This is a genomic window from Chryseobacterium aahli, from assembly GCF_022699665.1.
Lineage (GTDB): Bacteria > Bacteroidota > Bacteroidia > Flavobacteriales > Weeksellaceae > Chryseobacterium > Chryseobacterium aahli.
Map to the genome: position 1 here is coordinate 33,434 of NZ_JALDNB010000001.1, position 25,334 is coordinate 58,767.

Consider the following 25,334-nt stretch of genomic DNA (forward strand, 5'->3'; position numbering starts at 1 on the left):
AAATGTTGAAATGACGGTGGGAACTTTGAGAGAAAACATTATAGTATAATTTAATAAAATACTTCAATTAGAAAATATTAGAGAATCGCAAGAACTTTTTCAGTTTTAAAAAAAACAACGAGTTACGGGTCTAATAAAAAAAAATAATTCTGACTAGAAGAATTAACTATTAACTTTTTAATAGTAATCAAGTATAAATAAACAAAATAAAAAACTAAAAAAACAATGGAAAATGAGATGTTACAAAAGTTATTTTTAATCATTTGTGAGCAACTTTTCGGTTGAGGTTTATTAAAATAAACCAATAAAATAGAGCGGAAACATCTTGAGGATGCAGTACGATGTATTTTAAAAATCGAGTAAGATACTCTACAACAGGAAGCCTTTTGCCCTTAAAATATTGGAATTTTTTGATGTGCGAGCATTAGAATCTCATCCAAGAAAAGAATAATAGCTTATGGCTGAACTATTATTTTCTTTCAAGAGTAGAGAATGATTCCGTGAAAGCGGAAGATTGATTCTTTAAAAGTAGGAATTCCAGTCACGGAAAGACTTTCTAAAAAACTGCTTCGGTAGTTTAGGTAAGACTTTCTAATATGAGTTACGTTTACTTTTAGTGACAAATTAGTAAATGTTTAAAAAATAAAAATGTCAAAAAATGATTGATTAGTGTTCTAAAGAATGCCGAAAACAAGAATTTATTAAAGAGATGAAGAAGAGTAAATTTTGAATTTAAAAAATAAAAAAGACTAAAAAAACCAATGGAACCAGAACAAATACAAAAATTATTTACTCATTTAGAAGAAGTTATTACATGGCGTATCAACAATTCTTCAGAACATTTTAATGTAGGAGCACCTGAATTTAAAACTAATAACCATGAAGGCTTTCAATTAGGAGATTACATTTCCGGAAAAGAGCTTACCCATCAGGAAGTTGTTATTCTTTTAATGGCTTTATTACCACGATTAGATCCGTCTTTGCTGAAACGTATTTATTTAGAGTTTCCAAATAGTGCGCTGTTTGATTTTTGTTCAACCAATGATAATGGCAGGCTCTTTTATCCGACAATTCAGGCTGTTCAATATATTTTAGGTGGAGACAGCATTTCAGAACGACTGAAAGCATTGGATTATTTCAATTCAAATTCGGTTTTGATTAAAGAAGAACTCATTGTTTTTTCAAGCTCATCTAACGAGCATGTGTCAATGAATAGCCAAATAAGTGTTCATCAGGAATCTTTTAATAAAATAATTTTCGGAGTAGAATTATTGCCAAAAATGAGCAATGATTTTCCGGCAGAGCAAATACATACCAATCGATCGTGGACTGATTTAATACTTCCCGAAATCACTTTAAACGAACTTCAAAGCATCGAAGCCTGGTACAACAGCAGCCAAATTCTGATGGAAGATTGGAATATGCAGAAAAAACTTAAGCCGGGCTTCCGGGTGTTGTTTTATGGAGAACCGGGTACAGGAAAAACTCTTGCAGCCAGCCTTTTAGGAAAATATACTGAACGTCCTGTTTTTAGAGTTGATGTTTCTATGTTAGTCTCAAAGTACATCGGAGAAACAGAAAAGCAATTGGCTAAATTATTTGACAAAGCAGAAAATAAAAACTGGATTTTATTTTTTGATGAAGCAGATGCTATTTTCGGAAAACGAACCTCTGTAAAAGACGCTCATGATAAGTATGCTAATCAGGAAGTTTCTTATTTGCTACAGCGAATAGAGACGTTTTCCGGACTTATTATTTTGGCGTCCAATTTTAAAAATAATATGGATAAAGCCTTTACACGACGCTTTCATAGTTGCATAAAATTCAATAATCCAAAACATGAAGAGCGTTTGCGTATCTGGCAACAAAATTTACCAGAACAATTACAACTTGAAGATATTAATTTAGAACAAATTGCCCAACGATACGAACTAACCGGTTCTAATATTATGAACATAATACAAGATGTAAGTTTAAAAACAATTGCGTCAAAAGAACCTAATTATAAAGTAAGTTTAGATGTGTTCTTAGAAAGTATCAAAAAAGAATATGTGAAAGAAGATAAAATATTTACATAAAAATTGATTTTCAATTAAGTTATCTCTTTCAAATAGTCCCTTTAAAGCTTACAATTTTTCCTTATTTGGTATTTAGTAAGTATGTGATTATAGCTAAGGGTAGAATTCCTCCTGAAATTCTACCGATAAGGACTTTGAAATCCAAAAAACTGGAGATTTAAACCCATTTAATTTAAAAATAAAGCTGATGAAAGCAAAAATTCTGTTACTGATCATATTCAGTGGCCTCATATTGTGTTGCCGAAGTAAAACTAAAATAGCAACCACTTATAAAGAAAATATACAAGAAACGAAAAAAGTAAAAGTCGATTCTTTGAACTTACAGAGCTTACAATCTACTCAAAGTACATCTGCCGATGTTTTGCTGAAAGAAGAGAAAAATGAAGCATCCGGAGAAATATTGATTACAGGAAAATCTGATCCATCCAATCCTTTTGTTTTTCATAATGTCATTGGAAGCGACACGCTTCAAAGTATTTCCATCATAGGAAATGCAGAATACTCAATCAATAACCATTATGCAAAGACTGACAACAAAAAAGCTGAGGTTATAAAAGAAATATTTACAAATAGTTTTCAAGATTTAACTCAGATAGCTGTTGCAAAAGAAACGATCAAAGAAGTTGATTCGGTAGTTTCTGAAGAAACAAAAAAAATAAAAGTAAACGGATTTGAACTCGCAGTCTGGATTTGCATTACCGTTTTGGGAATCACTTTAATCCTCATTTTTTTCACCCATAAATATTTTAAGAGATGAAAACATCACAAAAAGGAATCAATCTGATTTTATCATTTGAAGGATTCAGTTCCAAACCTTATTTAGATTCTGCGGGAATTCCGACAATAGGCTATGGAAACACCTATTATCCAGGCGGAAAAAAAGTAACCCTCAAGGATTCTTCAATTAGTAAAGAAAAAGGAGTAGAATTATTTTCGTCTGTTTTACCGACTTATGAAAAAATAGTTAGCAATAAAATTAAAGTAACACTTACCCAAAATCAATTTGACGCTCTTGTATCGCATACTTATAACACAGGAGGATCCGACACTCTGTTTTCTTTAATTAATAAAAAAGCAAATTCCGAGACCATTAAAGATTGGTTTACTTCAAGGTATATTACTGCCGGAGGAAAAACTTTAAACGGTTTGATCCGAAGAAGAAAAGCTGAAGCAGACTTGTTTTTTACAAAATAAAATTTTTAAAAAACTGTAATTGGTATTGTATTGCAGTTAAATGACTATTTCTTATAGCAATACAATTAAAATGCATGGTTTTCTTGATGATAACCATGTAAATAATTTACTAATTGGTAGGATGATAAAAGAGGGTTAAAAGCAAGTGTTAATCAAAAAAATATTGAATTTCATTCGAGGCAATCAGTCTATGAAGAGTATAGCTCTTTCCCTAATTATCAATTTTATCAAAACTAATTTTCAATCATCAAATGAGTACACCATTAAATACAATCTTCAGTTGGTTTGAAACTGGAGATTTTCCGACGCAAACACAGTTTAAAGAAACATTTCTATCGTTTTATCATAAAGAGTACTTAATCCCTAAGGAAAGTATTGAAGGATTTGAAGAAATTTTTCAATCATTTGCTTTGGAGATAGAAAAGATTAAAAAGAAACTATTATCTGATGATCTGTCTTTGGATGATCTTCAGGAAATAGTGACTTTCATTAAAAAAAACCGTGCGGATATTGAAGCTTTAAAAGCTCTTCCGATAGGGGAATCAACGGAAGATAAAGTAAAGTTGTTACTTGACTACGATTGGTTACAGAGCCCGAAAAATCAACAGGAATTTAATAAGCGAATCTATGATAAGGTTTTATTAATCTCACAGAAGCCTACAAGTGCTGTGGTACAGATCACGGAAAGTACCGTATTTCCTAATATCCTTGAAACGGAAAATGTGATCATTCAAGCCCGTGATAGTGTTACGGGTAAAAAAATAAATGTTGACGATTACGCAACCAATCAAATCATAGAAATTAAGATGTTCGGAGACATCGTTAATCCAATAAACATTCTCATTCTAAAAGTTAAACCATAAAAAATATAAAACAATGAATAATAACGCAGTAATAAGCAACAACGCACATCAGGATAATTTTTTTGGAGAGCTGCAACGCACTCGATTTCACTATTTCGATACACTTCCTGATACGAGTGGAGTTCCCGCAGGTTGGATAATTGATTTTAAGCATCAGTTGCATCAATGGAACGGTACAGAATGGATTAATTTGGCTCAGAATTATGTACATCCTGATTATCCGCTTACGAATAATCCGTTTCAAACAGATCAAACAAGTGGACTTCTATTGTTAAGTCAGATACTGACCAATAGCTCAGGGCATGTTATTAAAGTAGCGGGCCGAAATCTTACCAATGCAGATATTGTCTCTATTTTCTTGAATGATGCCACTCAGTCAGGTACATATACGTGGTCATCAAATAAGATTAAAACTTATATTGAAAACTTAGTAGGTCAAAGTCTTACCGGCGCATTGATTTATCAGCCGGGAGGATATGTTCCTTCTACTTCCAAAGGCTCAATGACGGCTCCGTCACCAATTACAGCAGCTACCATTAAAACTGGTATGGTTTGGGTAATTACAGCAAATGGCTGGGTTGGAAATGAACCTGTTTCTGTTGGCGACCATCTTATTGCGAATACCGATAACGGATCAAATACTCCTGCAAATTATCAAATTATTGAAAAAGGTATTCCTGATATTGTAGATGCTACAGATAGCGTGAAAGGATTAATTCAAATCGCGACAGATGTTGAAGCTATTGCCGGAGCTAATGATAATAAAGCAATGACACCAAAGTCTACGAGAGCTGTTTTTGATGCAAAAATTAAATCTAAAACATGGCAAATTGGAGACGGTTCTTCCACTGTTTTTTCAATTACTCATGGCTGGAATACCCTGAACGTTGATTACACCTGTTATCGCAATTCCGATAATAGAAGAATAAATGTAAGCTTTGTGCCCACATCTGCAAATGATGTACAAATAGATGTTTTAGCACCTCTTACCCCGAATGAATATAGAATTACTTTAACCGCAAGACTAGATTAATGATCGCACCTGAATATTTTAACAATCATATCGCCGTAGAAGGCGAAATTGTTGTAAAAAGAGTTCCAAACGATACAGGTTCTGTGTTGGTTTGGAACTCTACAACAAAAAAAATATCAACAAGAACAGTCAGTGAAATTGTATCTGATTTGAATGTGTTGACTACAAACACTAACCAACTCGTAACTGGTCAAAAATATTTTGTTACCAGAGGAGGGAATCATGCACCTACAAATAATGCTCTGCAAATTTATGCTGATGATGGCTCATTACCTTCAATGACATATTCTAAGGGAGGTTCTTATGTAGGTCAGGTAATGTTTGATGAAGGAGGTTTCCATTTCAAAAACGGAGATAATAATAACCATTATGGAATAACAGCTGGAGGATTTAAAAAAGATGGGTACAACAATGATTTTGCTTTATTAGCTGGAGGAGGTCAACTGGCTTTGAGTGAATTATCAAAAACAAATCATATACATAATTCACTTGAAAATATAAACTTTTTCCAGAGCTCAGATTTAAACAATGAGTTAGAGGCGGGTAAGTTTAAATTTAGGCCTGCTGTAATGTCTAATTCACCGAATATATTTCCTAATCCGCATAATGCTAATGCTATTCTTTCAATATCAACTTGGAGCGATGCTGTATATGGACATGATTTAGGATTCAGTGGAGATGGGAATATATACCACAGAAGTAGAGATACCGGAGGTATTTATCAGTGGAATAAAATATTAACGGAAGGGAATGCAAATCTCCCTAATTTTTCAAATTTTGTAACGACTAATACCCCTCAGGATATACCTGTAAAAAAATCCTTCTCAGGGAGTACAGGCAATGCTTATGATTCAGTTGCTTTAGAATTAAAAGGGAATGGTACCTCTGATACGGTTTATCCGGCAATTTCCTTTCATCAACCGGGTCTTTATGCCGCTACATTGCAGTATAGGGCAAACGGATATCACTTTATGAATATCAATGGTAATGCTTTTGACTATGTTAGAGCTGCCGGCTATTTTAAAGATGGTTCTTCTGATGATTATTTTTTAACTGGGAGCGGTGGTCACTACAGTAAATATGGTAAGGATGATGCTTGGGTACACTCAGGTAGAAACTTCACTGAAGGTACTTTAATAAGCACTGATATAGATTATTCTCAGATAAGTGGTGCGCCTTTCTTATTAGAGATAAAAGGTAATATGTATGGAACCGGAGTATTACCATTAGATGCAAAAATTCAGGGATACATTTGGGATAATACTATTATAAATCAATCCGGTTATTCTACCAATCCGGTATTCAAGGGAGTCGTGGCTTTAAACCTTAATAGTAAGTTATGCTTTTGGTTTCCGTCATTAGGCTACTGGCACGGATTCTCTGTGAAAGTTAGTGACGTAGGTGGAGGTCAGCTTAGTACAGTAAATCATGTAACTAATATTGAAAATGCGGGTGACCCGGGAGGTACCAAGAGAGTTGATATATATTTAAATAACTTACTTACAAAAGAGGAATTAATTTCTGGAAATACATTTTGGGAGAAAAAAGATATTGGTAATTATTGGGCATTAGATTCAGATAAACCTATAGCCGGACTCAACGGAAATGGTGCGCAAGTAATTTTAGCGGGAGGTTTACTGGCTTCTTCTTCTTATACTGATTCCCAATTTATTCCCACTAATGGAATCCATTCAAGTGGTTTTGTTCAATCTGATGAAGGTTTTCAAAACAGATTCTACAAAGTAAATGAAAGAAATAGAATTTGGTCTTTTGCTAATGCTGATAATTATGGACTTTCTTATTTTCAAGGGAGTAGCCATATATTAGGTGAAGGTATTAGTTTTCACTTTGGCGATGCAAGTACTACAGGATTTAAAACATTTATACAAAATAATGGTAGAATATTTTCAGAAATGGATGGTAATTCAGGAGATTGGAAACATAAAGTGTACAATGTAAATAATTATCTAGGTGCAGATTATATAGGAGGAGGGCAAGAAAAACCTAATTCAATATATTTTGGAGCTGGTAAATTAAAATTACAAATGTTGGAAGCGTCTCAGATGGGTACTTCTAATTTTGGTTGGTCAGATGTTTTATGGATGTCTTCATACACAGGCAGCGATGTTAAAAAATCCACAGCTATTGTTTCATCTAAATATAGTGATAGAATAGGTTTTGTCAAACAAGATTATGATGCTGCTGATTGGGGAACCTTCCAAGAGTTTTGGACAACCAGTAATTTAACTAATCCCGCAAGTCAGGCAGATTTAGAGAATTATTATCATATAAGTAAAGGAGGAGGTATCTCTAATCAATCAGAATTAGTTCCAAACGGATTACAAAGTATTTCAATAGGAAACTCAGGTTCTAATTTTGATGGTGAGTTAGCTAATAAAACACTTGAAGGAACTTTTGCAAGTTTTAATGGGTATTCTAAGACATCAAAAGATTTAGGTTTTACTTTATTTGCACCAACATCTACAGGACAAGGTGTTTATTATAAAACATGGTACGGAGGTAATCAAACTCCTTGGAAAAGACTTGCTGAACATTCTGATTTATCAGGTTATGTAAAGTCTTTTGAGAATGCATACGCAGTAGGTTTTTCATCAGGTTTATCAACAGAAGCACCTTATATGTATCATTCAACTGATGGTTATGTATTTTTAGCTACGCAAAAATGGGCTACAAATAATTTTACGACACCTTCATTTTTGGCTCAGAATTATGCTTTAAGAACAGGTTCTAATGCTACAGATACTTGGGTTAATGCTGCATACGGATTAATTAATAATCCATACATACCGGGAAAAATTAAAGATGGTTCGGGAAATGATTCAGATTTAATTAATGCAACTCATGGTTCAATAATGGGTATGATTAATACATCAGGTACAGCTAATGGAAATCCGACAAATGCATGGTTTCATAGAATTAAAATGTTACATGATAATCCGTCAGGTTATAATACTGAAATAGCAGTACAAATGACAGGGGGTAATTCTATGTGGTATAAGAGATATGAAAGCGGAACTTATTATGATTGGGTGCAAGTTTGGGATAAAGAAAACTTACCTGATTATAGATTATACGGATTAGGAACTATAAACCCTGTAAGTGCCACTGATTTAAACAATGTATCTCATACATCTATTCTAGATATAAATGATTCTACAATAAATAAACCTTTTGGTTATGGTTCTGTTTGGACTCATAGAAAAGGTAGTGTAGAATACACACAAATGGCTGTAGAAATATTTACAGGAGATATATGGTCACGAGCTTATTCTAGTGCTGCAGGTTCTACACCTTGGGTTAGAAGTTGGAATAGTAGTCACTTTACTTCTACAAATATTGCTAATTGGAATATAGCTTATAGTTGGGGAAATCACGCTTTAGCGGGATATGCTACAACTTCTCAATTAAATGACAAAGTAAATAAGTCAGGAGACACAATGACTGGTCCTTTAGATATAGCTTCAGTTAACACAATTGGTAGATGGAGAGGTACTGTTCAGACAAGTAACTATATGTCTTGGTTAAAATATGATGGTTCAAAAGCTATCGCTTATATTGGAGCTGATGGTGGGGCAGCCATAGGTAACGGGGGTACTGGAGATAATTTTGCAATAACGTCCGCAGGGGGAGGAGACTTAATATTACAAAGTAGTAGTGGAAACATTCAGATTTTAGGTCAATTGTCTACTAATAATCATGGAAATTCAGCTCAATGGATAAGTGCTTATAATAATTCTTTAATGAATCGAGGTGGTAGTTTTATAAATAATATTGATGCAAATGCATTACCACAAGGAACTGAAATAATGTCAATTGAGTTACCAAATGGTACTGGAAATACAAATTTTCCATTCAATGACTATGGTACTTTTATGAGAATGAAAAGTAATTCATTTACATCGGATTTTGCACATCAACATGGAGGTGATCTATGGTTTAGAAATTGGTATAATCCAGCTGGTGCAGCCAATAACTGGAGAAAAGCTTGGGATAGTCTTAATTTACCTAATCCAGCTACAGAGACTTGGGTTAATACTAATTTCATTCCTAAATCACATCCTGTATATAACATAACTCAAGCTAATATTAATTCATGGAATGCAGCGGCAGGAGGAAGTTCACATACCCATTTCAATTTATCTTATCTTAATAATATTGACCAATATTTAGGGACAGGTCATGCTCCTCAGTTTGGTAGTATTAGGCTAATGGATAGTTTGGGCTATGGTTTATTAGCTTTGGAAGAAGGCTTTATTGGAGGAGAAATAGGATTAGTAGATATAAGTAATAAAAGGTTTTATGCTGGTAGAATAAATGAATATCTTAAATATGGTTCATCAATTGATGGATTTGAAGGATTAAATATCCATTTTGATGCACAGTTACTTGGTATAGGAAAAGAGATAACTAATGATGAGGATAAGGTTCAAATAGCTGGAAATATATCGGTAGATACTGTTAATATTTCAGGTGTTCCAACGGAATTAGTACTGAATCCTTTATACAATAAAGATGGTGATGTAAGACGCTCAAGAAATGCTCATATCTATATTGTAACAAAAAATACTGTAAGATTACCAGACAAACCAATATTAGGACAAAGAATTGAAATCTTTAATGATAGTGACAGTGATATAGAAGTAACTCATGGTAATGTAGGTTCAATGTTTAAGGTTCCTGGTTTTTGTAAAGTAACAGGTATAGCCGCTAATAAAGGATTCAGATTTGATGCAGAACCAATTCGTACAAAGCAATATGACATCTAATTAAGAATCATGAAAGTATTGTTTTATAATACTTTTGTTACAGATTATAAAGATGTAAAAAAAACAGTAAAATTTATACAGAAATAAATCAAACAAGTTTATCAAAACCTCATTAGGATGGATCGCGTGTTGATAACTTAGGGAATACTACATTTAATAAACTAAAATTCCACGGAGGAAATGAATTAAAAACGTCCTCCAATCAATAAAAACATATCACATTAATTTATTATGAACCCCCACAGTTAGAGGACAACAGTCTTTTGATTGTGGGTTTGTGTTATACTACCGTGAGATAAATCACCTTCTTTCGGATGAGGTAATTATTTTTCAGAAAATGTTTGATAATCTGATTGTAATCTTCCATATATACGAATGTGAGTCCCATAAAATATTGAAACTGTAAGTCTACTGCAACTACAGAATAGAGAGGTCAAAAAACTTTCATAAGAACTAAAAAAAAATGAATTTTGAATAGTGAAATTACAAAGCAGTATCATCCGATTCCAAAAAAAAGGTTACTGCAACTACAGAATGGAGAGGTCAAAAAACTTTTATATGAGCCAAAAAAAAATGAAATTTGGGTTCTAAAGAATGTGAATAGTCATTGATTTCAAAAATATTATCCTAAGAGAGTAAGCAAAAAAATGAAGTGATGTTGTTGTGTGAAATAAAAGTACAAAAACATTGATAAATACATGTTTTTTTTGTGATAACTGCTAACTAATAGTATGATAAGAGAGGGATGAATCAAAAATCGCTCAAAAAATATAGAATTCATTTAGGGCGGTCAACCAGTGAACTATATAGACCTTTCTCCAATTATCAATTTTATCAAAACTAATTTTCAATCATCAAATGAGTACACCATTAAATACAATTTTCAGTTGGTTTGAAACTGGAGATTTTCCAACACAAACGCAGTTTAAAGAAACGTTTTTATCTTTTTATCATAAAGAGTACCCAATCCCTATGGAAAGTATTGAAGGGTTTGAGGACATTTTTGAATCATTTGCCAGTGCAGAAGCATTTCAGAAGCATTTAACAGACTCAAAGGCTCATTCGGGGTATTTGGCTTTGCTTAATGCTAGTAATCTAACCTCAACTGATGTTAACAGCTGGAAAAGTAAACTTGGAATCAGCAATGTTGCAACAATCGATGGTTCTGATCAATTGGGTAATGTGTACACTAAAATACAAGTAAATGGTTCTGTTGATGAATTGAAAGATGCAGATAAAGACTTAGCACTAGAGATAGAAAATATTAAAAATAGACTATTATCTAACGATCTGTCTTTAGACGAACTTCAGGAAATCGTTGACTATATCAAAGAAAACAGGGAGCAAATAGAATTGCTTAAAGAGGATATTATCAGAGGCAGTTCAGATGATAAAATCAACCTTGTTGGAAGTTATTCAAATTGGGGCGCAATTACGTATCAAAATAAGTTTAATGATTTGGTATATGATAAAATTAAAAATATCGAAGATGCGGCCAGTTCCGAAAAAATCAAGTATGAGGAAAGAGTAAGGGGTGACTCTATAATAAAACATAATCTTGATACACTAAGTTTTGTGATTGATGCTTACGACACAGTTACAATGTTTACAATACCTCTTAAGGTGAGAAGAATAGACACCAATACTATTGAAGTGCTATTTGATTCAATACCACCAAATATAATTCAGATAACAATTAAAAAAATATAATTATGGACATTAAATACGCTTATTATCGAAGCTCGGTAGGATACAAAATTGAAGGGAAAACAGACAATGATATTTTAACCGCTGGCGGTGGCACAAGGGCAATTAATTCTTTTTGGCATGATGGAAATTTAAATCCGTTAGATTATGTGCCAAAAACACGAACTTTAACAATTAACGGTACAGCTTATGATTTGTCAGCAAACAGATCATTTACAACGCCAGACACCATTACCCGTCTGAAAGGTGGTGCATCGGGATCTTTGGTATCCGGGGATGTTACTCTTGCAGCAGGTTCTAATATGGCGATTAGTCAAACCGGGAATACAATCACATTAGCCGCTACAGATACAACGTACAGTGCGGGTAATGGTTTGACATTGACAGGAACCTCATTTTCTTTACCGGTCACTACTTCAGGTACAGGGAATGTGGTTACGGGAATTACTCAGACGACCAACGGAATAACGGTGAGCCTAGGCTCTATGCCTACTGCAACAGATTTGGCTAATTATATCCCATTATCTCAAAAAGGTGCAGTGAATGGGGTTGCTATTTTGGATGCATCCGGTCAGGTTCCTGCATCTCAATTACCATCTTACGTGGATGATGTTTTGGAAGGATATTATAAAGCTGCTGACGGAAAGTTTTACAAAGAAGCGGCATATACTAACCTCATCGCCGGGGAAACAGGTAAAATTTATGTATCTCTTGATACTAACAAAACTTATCGATGGACTGGAACAACGTTCGTTTATATCACTTCCGGGGCAGTAGATTCTGTAAATGGTTTAACGGGGGTTGTAGTTTTAAACAAATCTCATGTCGGTTTAAGTAATGCTGATAACACGGCAGATGCAGCGAAAAGTGTCCTTTCCGCTACAAAATGGGCGACACAGCGAACGATTACGCTTTCCGGAGTTACCTCAACAGCACAAACAATTGACGGTTCTGGAAATGTATCAATTCCTATTACAGCTGTTCCTGCAACATTACTAACAGGAACTGCAGCAATCAATACAACCGGATCAGCTGCAAAACTGACAACACCAAGAACAATCTCTGCTTCAGGTGACGCTACGTGGACAACAACTTTTGATGGCTCAGCAAATATTACCTCAGCGTTGACATTAGCTGCAACAGGAGTAACTGCCGGAACTTATGATGAGGTTACGGTAGATTCTAAAGGTAGAGTTACTGCCGGAACTAATATTGTAAAATCATACACTACAGCCATTTCCGGAACTGCAAGTGTAGCACACAACTTAGGGACTAGAAATGTGGATGTTGCAATGTATGATACTGTGACATTTTACAAAATCGAAGGCAGAATAAAATTAACCGATCCGAATAAAATAGACATTGAATTTGATTCTGCTTTACCTAATACTGTATCTATAACAGTAACCCGTAAAGATATTTAAAATGGACATAAAATATGCATATTATAGCACTTCTAAAGGCTATAGAGTAGTGGGCGGTACAGCCGCCCACTTTTTAAAGGCGGATGGTTCTTTAGATAGTAAAGAGTATATTGATAAGTATTCAGGGCAAACTATAGACTCTACTAAAACCATAGGTGTTCAAAATACGCTATATTCCGGATGGGATAGATCATCTGTTATTAACCCACAGATGGGTCCTTTCTCTTTACTTAATCTTGCCTTGCAGGGAGCTTATCCTTTATATGGAGATGAAGAATTTAGAAATGGAACTAATGGAATAGGAGTTTATAATAACTATGGTAATGGTAATGTAACTATGACCAGAGAAGCTGCCTCTAATCTTCCAAATAGGTCAGGAATGCAATTAAGGTTCAATTACAACGGTAGTGGAGCTACTCCGGGTTTAGGTGGATTTATATTAGGTTTTAATGCCAGATCTAATGCTGTATTTATTCAAAAGTTTATGGCTAAACTTCCTGTAGGATATTCATTTTATAATGCTGAAAACTATATGGGAGATAATGCTTCAGTCACTTGGTTAACATCAAGAGCAGGAACTGGAAAATGGGAAACTTACGTAAGAGCAGTTATGTGCGGAACTGGAACTAGTTTTGGAAATGGAGGTCATGTATATGTTGGAGGTCCAGATACTGTAGTGGAATTCTATTTAGCTTTTGCTGAAATTTATGAAGTAAATAGCTCCGTATTTTCTAGAATAAAAGAAGCTTTCTATGCTAAGAATGAAACAATTCATTTTAATGGAGCTATATCTGATTTAATTACTGTTGGAGATTCATATACTCAGAAAAGATTACTATCTACATCATGGGATGGAACTAATGGGGATCAAATTCTATTAAGGGTTCCGGGAAGTCAAAATAATGGATCTTATCTTAGATATTCTCAGAATGGAACTTTAAATGGAAATATAGGATTATTGGGTTCAGATAATTTAACTGGTGATCAGATATTCAATCCTCAGGGAAATATTTTATATCTGGGAAATCAATCACTACCAAATATGGTACTTCAAACTACTACTAATGCTCACTTTAATTATGCAGGAGTTGGTAACATTTATACATTTAATGTAAATGGAGTTTACTTAGATAGAAATATTAATTTTAATCTTGATAATTCTGGAGTTAACTTCCATGAAGGAGGTAAGATCTATAAAAAGACAGGAGGTGGTGTTTATATTAATAGAGGTACTAATGGATTAGATCCTAGGATAGAAAATGCAGATGGGTCTCAGTCATGGAAGATATTACATGAAGGAAATCATATTCCCTTTAAAAATTTAAGAAGTGGAGTTGTTTTAGAGGAAGTATCAGAATCAGGTATTTACAGACAGGAAGGTCCAACATCTGGATTTAATTATACAACTACTTTAAATCTAAACTCTTCTGATGGCAGACAACAACTTACTATTGAGAGAGGCGGAAAAGGAATGAAATTTCGGGGTACTACTACAGGTTCAGGAAATTCAGGATGGTCAGACTGGAATGAAGTTTATCATACAGGAAACTTTAATCTAGCAAGCTATGTGACACAATCGGCTTTAAATACCCAGTTGGGTAATTATGCTACACTCAATGGTATTCAAACTTTTACAAATACCAATACTTTTTTACAAAGTCCAAGTATTCCAGCAGGAACTTTAGGAACTCATGCAGTAAATGTAAATCAGCTAAGTACAAAAGCTAATGGTCAGGAAAATGCTACAGCAGTTGGTTTCTCGTCTGGAAATGTACCGACTCCAGATGGAAATTCGTTTCCGTATATGTATCATAATTCAGGGTTATATGTAGCATTAGCAACACAGTCTTATCTACAAACAAACTTTTTAAGTACACCGAATGGTACATCTGTTATAATATCAGGTTCAAATCTAAATAATTATCTTAAAACAGGTTTTTACAGAGGTTCAGGATTAACTAATGCACCTCTTAATAATAGTGGTTGGTGGTATGTGGTCATTGAAACCCACGATAGTACTTGGGTTACACAAAAAGCAACTTCATTTGGTTCAGGTAACACGGCCAATGTAATTTACCAAAGGACTATGACCGGAGGTAGCTGGTCAGCTTGGGTACAAATTTGGACTACTCAGGATTTTACTGTAGCAAGTATTCAACAATGGAATTATATGGCTCAGTATGGGTTACAGCTAAACTCAGATTTTACAGTAAATACAGGGTCAGGTTTAGTAGTTGCAGATGGTTATTTTGGAAGTGAATCAGGTATTATAGATAATAAAGAAGGTAGACTTGTAGCAGCGAAAAAAAAGGAATATTATTTTTATGGTTCTAAGTATGATGAGTTTGATGGTTTAAATTTTAATTTGGAAAGAAGACTCTTCGGAATGGGAAGAGAAGCTAATGATACTGATAAGTTAGCAGTAGAGGGATCTGTAAAAGCAACAGAAAACTTTAAATCAAAAGATGAAAAACCAGATACAATATTTATTCCTAATGGAAAGACAGCTGATCTCAGAGATGAAATTGTTAATGATCAATCTGATTATGATAATTATGCAATTCGATTAGACCCACACGAATATGAGATTAATTCTTTTAGCATACTTCAAGTAGACGATAGAAATAGACTTATCCATATTATTGGGGAAAAGGTTGAGATGGGTGTTAATTTTAACAAAATTTACCCTAAACAACAGATTGTTATTTATAACTTCGATCAAAAGGGGAATAGTATGGAAGTTCAAATAAATGGCAGCACCAGATATAAGATTGAACCACGTTGTTTCCTTAGGTTATATGTGACAAAATCATTAAGAGTGATTGCGGAAAGACAACAACCGAGTGAGGTTATTTGGTAAAAAAATAAGATATATTTCACGAAGGAAAGGAATTGAAAAATTTCTAAAGCAATCTAAATTTAACTAAAAGCCCACATTTGGAGGATAAAAGCCTTCAGATTGTGGGTTTCTGCTGTATTATCGTGAGAGTTATGAATATACTAAAACAATTATATAAAATATATCAATGTTATGATACTGCTAAAATAGATATTTACAAATTCATAAATTAATGTCAAGAAACTAAAACAGCATCGAGATTGATGCTGTTTTAGTTATGTCGCAGCTGTTTAATTTTTTGTAAATAAAACCCGTTGTGCATTTTAAATGATGCTAACTTTTAGATTATTAATATTTCTGTTGAACTACACTTTGTTAATAAACTGTACAACAGTTAAAGCCGTTATTTTAGCTAATAATCTTGTCTTAAAACCTTTAAAAGATTTAGCATAATTACGTCTGATCGCTGTTTTTTGAACAAATAAAACCGAGGCTTATAATCTTTTTGATTAACTCTGTTAGGAGTTTCTAATTTTATCCTTGCATAGTTGAACAAATCAATCTGAATTTCAGGTGAAAAATATCATCTTTAAAATAAGTTGATTCTTCCTTTTGTAATTTGCGAATTTCCTTCGTTGAACCTGTAGGCCGGGATTGTTAAGTGAAATGGAATATATTTTTCAAAGGAAAAAGAACTTTATCTAATACATTCTGCAACTAGTCTCGCGGACACTTTGCTCCGAAACGAGGGGGTACTTTCGCTGAAACACATTTCCCAACCTAATAAAAATTAGAGTGTACTAATTGTTTATGCCTTGATAAAAATGTTAATCAAAGTTCGATAGAATTATTGTTTTGCTTAGAATTAGTTTGTATTTCCTTTGTTCTCATTCTTTCATAATCACCATCTGAGTAGGAGCTTCCGTCAGGTAAAGTTGCTCTTAAGCTGGTGATGTCATATCTTTGCTTGAGTTCTCTCATTTTACTCATCGGATCTTTGATATGATTTTCAACGGCTTTTTTATATTGCATTTCTGTAACAGCAATAAATTTCGAAAAGTTAAATTTCATATTTTTGAATTTTTCAATTCCTTTTAGCTCCCAGATATGGTGTTTTTTTGTGTCTTCGATTTTCACAATCAACCCAGGAAGTCCTCCAAATTTATATGGTCCTTCAGAAATGGGAATTTCATTGGTAAACCAGGCGTTATACATTCTACCTCTATATTCTATTGTGGCAAGCTGACATTTCTTACCTTGTATCTCATCTGTTTCTACTGTGATATGCCAGTTGAATACAATATCCTGAATGATTTTAAATCTGTCACCGCCCACAAATTGGTAAGATACAACTTCATTTGATTGCCGGTTTTTCTGAATTATACCCGGAGCTTTTTCTTTCGGAAAGGTATTTAAGGAAACTGACATATTTGAAGATGTTCCGTTTGACACCATCTTCTGTGCAATTGCCGAATCTCTTTTTATTTTTCTTAGACTGACGTAAGTGGATTCGTTTTTATCTATAAACAATCCCATCATTTCAGTTTCGGTTTTCTCCAAATTCAAAGAATCAGGCTTGAAGGTGTACTCATAGGTAAAGAAGTATTTTTGACCGAAGCAAACCAGTGAAATCAAAATAGTGAATATAAGTGCTGTTTTTCTGATCATTTTGTAGTAATATTTATATAGAAAGTTTAAAAATAAAGAAATTTATAGCCACACAAGAAGAAAAATTAAAGTTATATAGTAATTATAGAGATTGTAGGTATCCGGTTAGCATATTCTCCGATAGTGCTTTCTTGATTTCACAATTCGTTAGCAGAGAGTTTTTTAAAACTCTGAAAACTGAACTTGTCTATTAAAATAAATATGAGACTAGAGATCATGCCAAAAACTCTGTGTTTGAATATATAGAAACATTTTAGAACAGCCAGAGAAGGCATTGACCTCGTCGAATCTTCGATTTCAGCTTTAGGAGATAGCCATAAGAGATTATCAAGATTTAATGTCTAATCAATCTAAAAATGTAGCATAAAGAGTACATAAATTTTGTATCAAAAATAGTTGCAAGTTCAGACGATGAGTACTTCGAAATTAAGACTGATTGCAAGGACAAAATTGAAAAGTTAGAAAGGAACCTTACCAAAGTAAAAGATAAAAACAAAATAGATTTTCCGAAACTACTTGACGATGCATTATCCAACGTTGTAGATCTTGCTAAAGTCTATACAGAAGGGGATATTTCGATAAAACGAAAAGTAGTTAGTTCGATATTCCCTGAAAAATTAGAGTTTTTCAAAAATTATTATCGAACTATTCGAGCCAACGTTTTACTGTCTTATATCTATCAGATAAACAATGAGTTAGAAGCTAAAAAAAACCGGAAAGAAAGTGAATTGTCACCTCTTTCCGGTCTTGTACCCAGTACCAGAATCGAACTGGTACATCTTTCGATACTAGAGTTTGAGTCTAGCGCGTCTACCAATTCCGCCAACTGGGCTTGATGTTTGTTTTAAATTGGTGTGCAAATATAGGAACTTTTTTTAATGTTTAAAAACTTTTTATTAATTTTTCTTTAAAAATTTATCTCCAAACCATCGTAACCAAGGTGTATTCCGGCAGGAAGTAACTTATCTTCAACATCATGCAGACCAAAATGATGGCTCAAATGTGTCAAAAATAATTTCTTAGGTTTTAGCTCTTCATAGAGTTTTATCACATCTTGCAATATAAAATGGGCAGGATGCGGATCAAATTTACGGATGCAGTTTAAAATAAGAACATCTAAATTTTGCAATTTTTCTTTTTCGATGTCAGAAATAAAGCCGGCATCTGTGATGTACGCTAAGTTTTTAAATTTATATCCGAAAACTGAAATTTTATAATGAATAACCTCAATAGGGATAATTTCGCAATCTAAAACATCGAATGGAGTATTCTCAATCGTATGCAGATCAAATGCAGGAGCTCCCGGATATCTTTCATCAGCAAATGCATACGGAAAACGATTTTTGACTTCATTTCCGACCCTCTCGCTGCAATAAAGCGGCATGTTTTTTCCGCTTTTAAAAATTAATGGGCGCATATCGTCAAGACCAATGACGTGATCGTTATGTTCGTGAGTGAGAAGAGCGATGTCGATGTGATTTTCTTTATTAATCAGCATTTGCTGACGAAAATCGGGGCCGCAATCGATGAGAATTTTTCTATTTTCATCAGTTGTCACCATTGCAGAAGCTCTAAAACGGTTGTCTTTCGGATTTTGGGATGTGCAAACCTCACAGGTGCAACCAATAACGGGAACGCCTTGCGAAGTTCCGGTTCCTAAAAATTTCAACTTCATTTTGTTTTGAGGTTGGTTTAATTTTGGTAAATTTACGAAAAATTTAATGTCCTAATGTATCAGAAACTAACTCCTAAACAAAAAGCATTAACAATTAATCTAGATCCTACTATTTATGGTACTTTCGCAGAAATTGGAGCAGGGCAGGAAACTGTACGACACTTTTTTAGAGCAGGGGGAGCTTCCGGTACGATTGCTAAGGCGATGTCAGCCTACGACAAAGATTTTAGTGATGCCATCTACGGAAAAGAAGCAAAAAACAGGTATGTAACTCAGAATAGACTTCGTAAGATGCTTCGTTATGAGGTTTCATTGATTGAAGAAAGAATTTCCAGAGAAAACAGCCCAAACAGAAAGTTTTTTTCTTACGCAAATACGGTAACGACCATCAATTTTGATAAAACGGTAAAAGGTCACGGCTGGGTAGGAATTCGTTTTCAGGTAAAAGAAAATGAAGATTATAATGAAGTTGTGATTCACGTAAAATTCAAAGAAAATGATGCTACTTTGCAGCAGGAAACTCTTGGGAATTTGGGTGTGAATCTTATTTTCGGTGCATTTACTTATTTCGATAACCCGAGAAGGTTGATTGAATCTCTTTATGATGACGTGGCTACAGACAATCTTGAGATTGATATGATTGATTTCAGCGGTCCTGCTTTCGCCTATGTTGACAATAGGCTGATGTCTTTGCAGTTGGTGAAAAACAACATGACCGATGCGGTAATCTTTAATTCTCAAGGGAACAATATGCTTCCTGCAGATGTTTTGTACAAAAAAAATATTTTTGCGGTAAGAGGAAGTTTCAGACCGGTAACTAGAGTAAATATAGATATGCTCAGAAACGGAATGGATATGTTTCTGAAAGATGCGATCTGTACCCAGGAAGAAACAGAAGTTTTAATTGAAATTACCATCTCAAACCTACGTGCAGATGGAGATATCGATGAAAGAGATTTTCTGGATAGGGTAGACGTACTTGGTAAATTGGGATATACCGTAATTATTTCAAACTTCTCAGAATACTACAGATTGATTGATTATTTCTCACATTATACGAATGGTGACATTGGTGTTGCGATGGGGGTAAATAATATGTTGATGGTATTCGATGAGAAATATTATAAAGACCTTTCGGGTGGAATTCTGGAAGCTTTTGGTAAGTTTTTCCGTAACGGAATGAGAGTATATCTTTATCCATACAAAGATCCTGAAACTCACGAATTGCTTGATTCTGAAACCCTTAAAGTAGAAGAAAGTCTGAAAGAATTATATAAGTATTTCAAATTAAATAACCGTATTGTAGATATTAAAAACTACGATCCGGAGTTTTTGGAAATTTATTCGAGAGAAATACTGAGAAAAATAGCCTGCAACGTAAGCGGTTGGGAAAATCAGGTGCCGGAAGGTGTTGCTGAAATGATAAAAGAAAGAGGAATGTTCGGCTACAAACAAGAGCTTTCTCTAAAACAATTTTCTTAAAACAAATTTAAAATGTCTGAATTAAAAAAAAGACTTTCGTCTATTCTTGAGAGTCCAAAACATAATACTGAGGAGAAACTTGAAAAGGTTTGTCATCTTTTAGATCAGGAAATTTCATATTTCAACTGGACTGGGTTTTATTTCAAAAACGGCGATAAAGACGAGTTGAAATTAGGTCCTTACGTTGGTGCAGAAACCGATCATATCATTATCCCTTATGGAAAAGGAATTTGCGGACAGGTTGCGGTTTCCAACGAAACTTTTATCGTTCCGGACGTTCATTTGCAGGATAATTATCTGAGTTGTTCAATTGATACCAAAGCTGAAATTGTAGTTCCTATCTTTAAAAATGGTGAAAATATTGGGCAAATCGATATTGATTCTCATACTATCGATCCTTTCACAAAAGAAAATTTAGAGTTGCTGGAATGGCTTTGTCATGAAGTTTCGAAAATTTTGTAATCTTATTTAAATTTAAATATAAACTCCAATGAAAATTGGAGTTTTTTTGTGATTGAAATTAGTTGAAATATACTTAAAATGAATAGGATTATCTTTTTATATTTTACTATAGACTAATAAAATGTTTTTAAAGCAAATAATATTTTTCTTGTTTTAATGCATTCAAATATTACTTTAATTAATTACTTCGGTTAGTATTTTGGGATTCTGCTCAGCTTATACGGTAAAGAAATTTTCAATGAAAACGATTTTCATTCCTTCACAGAACCTTCAAGAAAATGAACACCATTAGGAGATGTTGGAAAATAATGCCTGTATGTTTCTATGGTTGAAAAAAAGGTCTTTTAATATTCAAAAATTTCATTTTTACTATATTTTTAAATAATTAACGTGCACGGATATCCGCACACGCTAATTATTTATCATCCCACGGTAATGTGGCTTTTTATAGGATTTTATTTCACAACATTATCTTTTAATTACTTTTACCGTTTTAACGAAGTTGTTATCTGCATTTACTTTAACAAGATAAACTCCCGATGTTAGAGCTGAAACATCAACAGTTCCTTTAGTATCGTTAATTCCTTTAGTCAGCATCTGTTGTCCTACCATATTGTAGACTATTACCGAAAGAATCTTTTGATTGAAAGAAATACTAAGAATATCATTTACCGGATTTGGGAAGATTTTCAGATTATCTGATGTGGTTGAAATTTCATCCAGAGCTAAGTTAGTTGTTCCGCAAGTAACAGGAACAAATATTTTTTTATGCATATATGTACTATCACCATCACCTAACTGCCCATAATTACCAGCTCCACAGCTTGATAAAAATCCACCCGTATTTAAAACAAGTGTATTGTCTCGGCTTGCCGAAACACTTTGTCTGTCTATAGCTGTACCAATAAGTGTCGGTATATTTTTACCTATTGTTGTACCATCACCTAATTTACCGTTCTCATTATTCCCCCATGCCCAAAGGGTGCCATTGGATTTTACTGCTGTAGAATGAGAGTATCCAGCATTGAAATTTTGCCAATCAGTTGCAGTTCCAATTTGCGTTGGAATAGATCTGTTAGTAGGGGTTCCGTCACCTAATTGTCCATCACTGTTTAATCCCCAACCCCAAAGCGTTCCATCAGTTTTCATTCCTAATGAATGATTAAATCCTAAATTTACTTTTAGCCAGTTCGTAGCTGTACCGATTTGAACGGGAGTGGTTTTGTAAACAGCAGTTCCGTCTCCCAATTTACCGTAAGCATTATTTCCCCATGCCCAAAGAGTGCCATCTGTTTTATTTCCTGCCGAATGAACATATCCTGCGCTAACAGTTTTCCAATTAGTTGCTGTCCCGATTTGTGTTGGGATATTTTTTTGAGTTGTAGTTCCATCTCCTAATTGTCCGTTATTATTACTGCCCCAAGCCCAAAGAGTTCCATTTGCTTTTATAGCTAAGGTGTGCATTCCTCCTGCTGCAATATCTACCCAATCAGTTGCGGTACCTATTTTTGTAGGAGTGCTTTTATGACCTGTAGTTCCGTCTCCTACCTGTCCGTTATCATTTCGTCCCCAAGTCCAAAGAGTTCCGTCTGCTTTGATGGCAACGGTGTGATAATCCCCGGCAACCACTTTCACCCAATTTGTAGCCACACCTATTTTTGTCGGGATATTTTTTGAAGCCCCAGTTCCGTCTCCCAATTGTGCAAACTGGTTATCTCCCCAAGTCCAAAGGGTACCGTCTAATTTTATTCCTACAGAATGTCCATCTCCTGAACTTATACTTTGCCAACAGCCTGTTGTAGCAGATGCAAGTGTAGTAAAGGAATTACCTTGTACCCAATTACTATTACTCGATCCGCAATTTGATGCTACCCACCAATAGTAAGTGGTGTTAGGTAGTAAATTTGTTAAATTTACCGATGTAGAAACAGTAGTACCATCTATTCCTCCAATAGAAGGACTTGTACTGTAAATATACATATAGCCACCATTAGGTGATGACGTTGATGCATTCCAATTTAGTTTAGCAGCTGAAGAAGTTACATTGCTACTCCAAAATTGAGTTGGAGCAGCGCAATTATTTGAAGGACAGCCAATGGAGATAAAGATTGATTTCGGATCGTAAGTACCATTGCCTAATTGGCCACCAGCATTTTGTCCGCGTGTTCTTAGAGAACCATTAACATCCAGATTCAGAATATGGTTTCCTCCAGCAGCAATTATTATATTGTCTGAATTTTGCCCCATTTGTGTTGGAGATGTTCCACCACCACTACCTAGCTGCCCCCAAAGATTTGCACCCCAGGCCCAAAGTGTTTTATCTGTTTTAATGGCGTAAGTGAAATGATATCCTGTAGAGATATCTGACCAATTGTTTGAAGTTCCTATTTGTGTCGGAGTACTTTTATTAGTAGTAGTTCCATCTCCCACTTGCCCATCAGAATTATATCCCCAACCCCAAAGCGTTCCGTCTGTTTTAAGAGCTATAGAATGTCCATAGCCAGCATCTACACTTTTCCAGTTAGCAGCTGTTCCTATTTGTATTGGGCTAAGTTTATCAGTTGATGTTCCGTCTCCTAATTGATTATAAAAATTATTTCCCCAGCCCCATAATGTACCATTTGTTCTTATAGCAAGGGCATACCCAACGTTTCCTACCGCAACGCCTTTCCAATTTGTTGCCGTTCCTATTTGTGTAGGCACAGTTCTATTTGTAGTGGTACCATTTCCTAGTTGTCCGTAATTATTATACCCCCAACTCCAAAGCGTTCCATCTGTTTTTACGGCTATTGTTTCGGCATTTCCTGCGCTCACAGTACTCCAATTCGTTGCGGTTCCAATTTGTGTAGGAATACTTGCATCCGTTGTTGTTCCGTTACCTAATTGCCCATAATTATTTCTTCCCCATGTCCAAAGGGTTCCATCTGTTTTGATAGCAACTGTATGATAATCTCCGACAAATATTTTTTGCCAATTGCTATCATTACCTATCTGAACAGGGACGTTATTTATTATCGTAGATCCGTTTCCCAATTGTCCATAATTGTTGGTACCCCAAGCCCATAGTGTTCCGTCTGTTTTTATTCCTGCCGAGTGATAATATCCTGCGCTTATGCTTTGCCAACAGCTAGAAACTGTTTGTTGTTGTGCCATTTTCACCAAACCAAGCTGTAATGTTCCTAACCAGATAGTTCCTGAAGATTGTGTTTTAACCGCGCTGAAATAGTCATCCGGCAAACCTAAATTTGTATTTATTTTAGTATAGGTAGTACAGTTAGTGAAATTTTGCAGACCCGATCCATTAAACCCGATCCATATTTTGCTGTTGCTGTCTACATCCAAAGCATTCAGCTGAGATCCTGCCAGACAAGATGCATTTTGATATATAAATGTCAGGTTAGTTCCGCTTGTCGTTAAAGTGATTAAACTATCAGAACCTTTTACATAAATTGTATTATTTGCAATTCTCAATATTTTTTGAGTACCCTGTGCTATGAAATTGAAATCCGTACCATTAAATTTATACAATACACCATTATTTGTAACCCAAACACCATTATTACTGTCAGTTGCCACAGAATTCAGATTCGTTATAGAAGTATAAGTAGTCCAGGTAGTACCGTTGAATTTTGTAAGCCCTGAATCTGTTGCAACCCAAAGATTATTTTGTCCGTCAACTGCTATATCATTGATATCATTGGTTGGTAATCCCGAATTGGAAGTTGTATAATTGGTCCAAGTATTTCCATTATATAAAATAATACCATTGAATTGAGAAGCAATCCATTTTCTACCTTGACCATCAATTTGAATTTTTAAAATTGAATTAGAAGCAATGCCAGAATTAGTAGTATTATAATTGGTAAAAGTTGTTCCGTTGAAAGTTGAAACACCATTATAGGTAGCAATCCACAATAAACCGTTTGCATCGGTTTTAATATCAGCGATATAATTGCTGCCTATTCCTGAATTTGAAGTATTGTAAGTTGTATAACTATAAGTTTGTGCAAAAACAGAAATTGAAATGAGAGTTAAGAGTAAAAAGTAGAGTTTTTTCATGGTTTTTAATAAAATAATTCTCTTCATATTTAATTTTCAAGAGTTTTTCCTACTCGTATAGCT

The 25,334-nt window shown here is 34.3% G+C and carries 14 protein-coding genes, 1 tRNA gene and 1 pseudogene; 11 read left to right on the forward strand and 5 right to left on the reverse strand.

Going from position 1 to position 25,334, the window contains the following annotated elements:
• The first annotated feature begins 761 nt into the window (after positions 1–761).
• The 9 genes from MQX03_RS00140 (at position 762) to MQX03_RS00180 (ending at position 15,946) form a co-directional block, all read left to right on the forward strand.
• A complete protein-coding gene (locus MQX03_RS00140; RefSeq protein WP_242800415.1) occupies positions 762–2,078 on the forward strand; it encodes an ATP-binding protein in 1,317 nt (438 codons plus the stop codon).
• A 187-nt stretch (positions 2,079–2,265) separates the two neighbouring features.
• Entirely contained in the window at positions 2,266–2,835 is a 570-nt protein-coding gene (locus MQX03_RS00145; RefSeq protein WP_242800417.1) for a hypothetical protein, read from the forward strand.
• Positions 2,832–3,272, forward strand: coding sequence for a lysozyme (locus MQX03_RS00150; protein ID WP_242800418.1), 441 nt, complete (start codon positions 2,832–2,834; stop codon positions 3,270–3,272). Before MQX03_RS00145 ends, MQX03_RS00150 begins: the two co-directional genes overlap by 4 nt.
• A 251-nt stretch (positions 3,273–3,523) precedes the next feature.
• Positions 3,524–4,135: a hypothetical protein gene (locus tag MQX03_RS00155; protein ID WP_242800420.1), complete on the forward strand. Its 612-nt coding sequence runs from the start codon at positions 3,524–3,526 to the stop codon at positions 4,133–4,135.
• 13 nt (positions 4,136–4,148) lie between these two features.
• A complete protein-coding gene (locus MQX03_RS00160) occupies positions 4,149–5,168 on the forward strand; it encodes a hypothetical protein (protein WP_242800422.1) in 1,020 nt (339 codons plus the stop codon).
• Positions 5,168–9,955: a hypothetical protein gene (locus tag MQX03_RS00165; RefSeq protein ID WP_242800424.1), complete on the forward strand. Its 4,788-nt coding sequence runs from the start codon at positions 5,168–5,170 to the stop codon at positions 9,953–9,955. The genes MQX03_RS00160 and MQX03_RS00165 overlap by 1 nt, the downstream gene beginning before the upstream one ends.
• Positions 9,956–10,813: 858 nt before the next feature.
• Entirely contained in the window at positions 10,814–11,665 is an 852-nt protein-coding gene (locus MQX03_RS00170) for a hypothetical protein (protein ID WP_242800426.1), read from the forward strand.
• Between the two features lie 2 nt (positions 11,666–11,667).
• Positions 11,668–13,086: a phage tail protein gene (locus tag MQX03_RS00175; RefSeq protein WP_242800427.1), complete on the forward strand. Its 1,419-nt coding sequence runs from the start codon at positions 11,668–11,670 to the stop codon at positions 13,084–13,086.
• Between the two features lie 379 nt (positions 13,087–13,465).
• Positions 13,466–15,946 (forward strand): pyocin knob domain-containing protein, encoded by a 2,481-nt coding sequence (locus MQX03_RS00180; RefSeq protein ID WP_242800429.1) that lies wholly within the window; start codon positions 13,466–13,468, stop codon positions 15,944–15,946.
• Between the two features lie 344 nt (positions 15,947–16,290).
• Here MQX03_RS00180 and MQX03_RS00185 read toward each other — a convergent pair.
• From MQX03_RS00185 to MQX03_RS00200, 4 genes and pseudogenes are all read right to left on the reverse strand, one after another.
• Positions 16,291–16,508, reverse strand: a pseudogene (locus tag MQX03_RS00185) (IS982 family transposase); the annotation flags it as partial.
• Positions 16,509–16,756: 248 nt separating this feature from the next.
• On the reverse strand, positions 16,757–17,593 hold the full coding sequence (locus MQX03_RS00190) for a GLPGLI family protein (protein ID WP_242800431.1): 837 nt from the start codon (positions 17,591–17,593) through the stop codon (positions 16,757–16,759).
• A 750-nt stretch (positions 17,594–18,343) separates the two neighbouring features.
• Positions 18,344–18,425 (reverse strand) — tRNA-Leu (locus MQX03_RS00195).
• Between the two features lie 75 nt (positions 18,426–18,500).
• Positions 18,501–19,268, reverse strand: a complete 768-nt coding sequence (locus tag MQX03_RS00200; RefSeq protein ID WP_242800433.1) for an MBL fold metallo-hydrolase — start codon at positions 19,266–19,268, stop codon at positions 18,501–18,503.
• A gap of 54 nt (positions 19,269–19,322) precedes the next feature.
• Here MQX03_RS00200 and MQX03_RS00205 point away from each other — a divergent pair, with 54 nt between their 5' ends.
• Together MQX03_RS00205 and MQX03_RS00210 are read left to right on the forward strand one after the other, a co-directional pair.
• Positions 19,323–20,750, forward strand: a complete 1,428-nt coding sequence (locus MQX03_RS00205; RefSeq protein ID WP_129536552.1) for a TonB-dependent receptor — start codon at positions 19,323–19,325, stop codon at positions 20,748–20,750.
• Positions 20,751–20,762: 12 nt separating this feature from the next.
• The gene (locus MQX03_RS00210; protein ID WP_242800435.1) at positions 20,763–21,212 is read left to right on the forward strand and encodes a GAF domain-containing protein; all 450 of its coding nucleotides are present in this window, start codon (positions 20,763–20,765) and stop codon (positions 21,210–21,212) included.
• Between the two features lie 468 nt (positions 21,213–21,680).
• On the opposite strand, the gene MQX03_RS00215 is transcribed toward MQX03_RS00210, so the two are convergent.
• The gene (locus MQX03_RS00215) at positions 21,681–25,271 is read right to left on the reverse strand and encodes an RCC1 domain-containing protein (protein WP_242800437.1); all 3,591 of its coding nucleotides are present in this window, start codon (positions 25,269–25,271) and stop codon (positions 21,681–21,683) included.
• Between the last annotated feature and the right edge of the window lie 63 nt (positions 25,272–25,334).

Bases quoted from the DNA above. Each gene is read 5' to 3' on its own strand.
- MQX03_RS00175 (WP_242800427.1), top strand. From the start codon at position 11,668: ATGGACATTAAATACGCTTATTATCGAAGCTCGGTAGGATACAAAATT.
- MQX03_RS00190 (WP_242800431.1), bottom strand. From the start codon at position 17,593: ATGATCAGAAAAACAGCACTTATATTCACTATTTTGATTTCACTGGTT.
- MQX03_RS00150 (WP_242800418.1), top strand. From the start codon at position 2,832: ATGAAAACATCACAAAAAGGAATCAATCTGATTTTATCATTTGAAGGA.
- MQX03_RS00160 (WP_242800422.1), top strand. From the start codon at position 4,149: ATGAATAATAACGCAGTAATAAGCAACAACGCACATCAGGATAATTTT.
- MQX03_RS00170 (WP_242800426.1), top strand. From the start codon at position 10,814: ATGAGTACACCATTAAATACAATTTTCAGTTGGTTTGAAACTGGAGAT.
- MQX03_RS00215 (WP_242800437.1), bottom strand. From the start codon at position 25,271: ATGAAAAAACTCTACTTTTTACTCTTAACTCTCATTTCAATTTCTGTT.
- MQX03_RS00165 (WP_242800424.1), top strand. From the start codon at position 5,168: ATGATCGCACCTGAATATTTTAACAATCATATCGCCGTAGAAGGCGAA.
- MQX03_RS00140 (WP_242800415.1), top strand. From the start codon at position 762: ATGGAACCAGAACAAATACAAAAATTATTTACTCATTTAGAAGAAGTT.
- MQX03_RS00155 (WP_242800420.1), top strand. From the start codon at position 3,524: ATGAGTACACCATTAAATACAATCTTCAGTTGGTTTGAAACTGGAGAT.
- MQX03_RS00200 (WP_242800433.1), bottom strand. From the start codon at position 19,268: ATGAAGTTGAAATTTTTAGGAACCGGAACTTCGCAAGGCGTTCCCGTT.
- MQX03_RS00205 (WP_129536552.1), top strand. From the start codon at position 19,323: ATGTATCAGAAACTAACTCCTAAACAAAAAGCATTAACAATTAATCTA.
- MQX03_RS00145 (WP_242800417.1), top strand. From the start codon at position 2,266: ATGAAAGCAAAAATTCTGTTACTGATCATATTCAGTGGCCTCATATTG.
- MQX03_RS00210 (WP_242800435.1), top strand. From the start codon at position 20,763: ATGTCTGAATTAAAAAAAAGACTTTCGTCTATTCTTGAGAGTCCAAAA.
- MQX03_RS00180 (WP_242800429.1), top strand. From the start codon at position 13,466: ATGCAATTAAGGTTCAATTACAACGGTAGTGGAGCTACTCCGGGTTTA.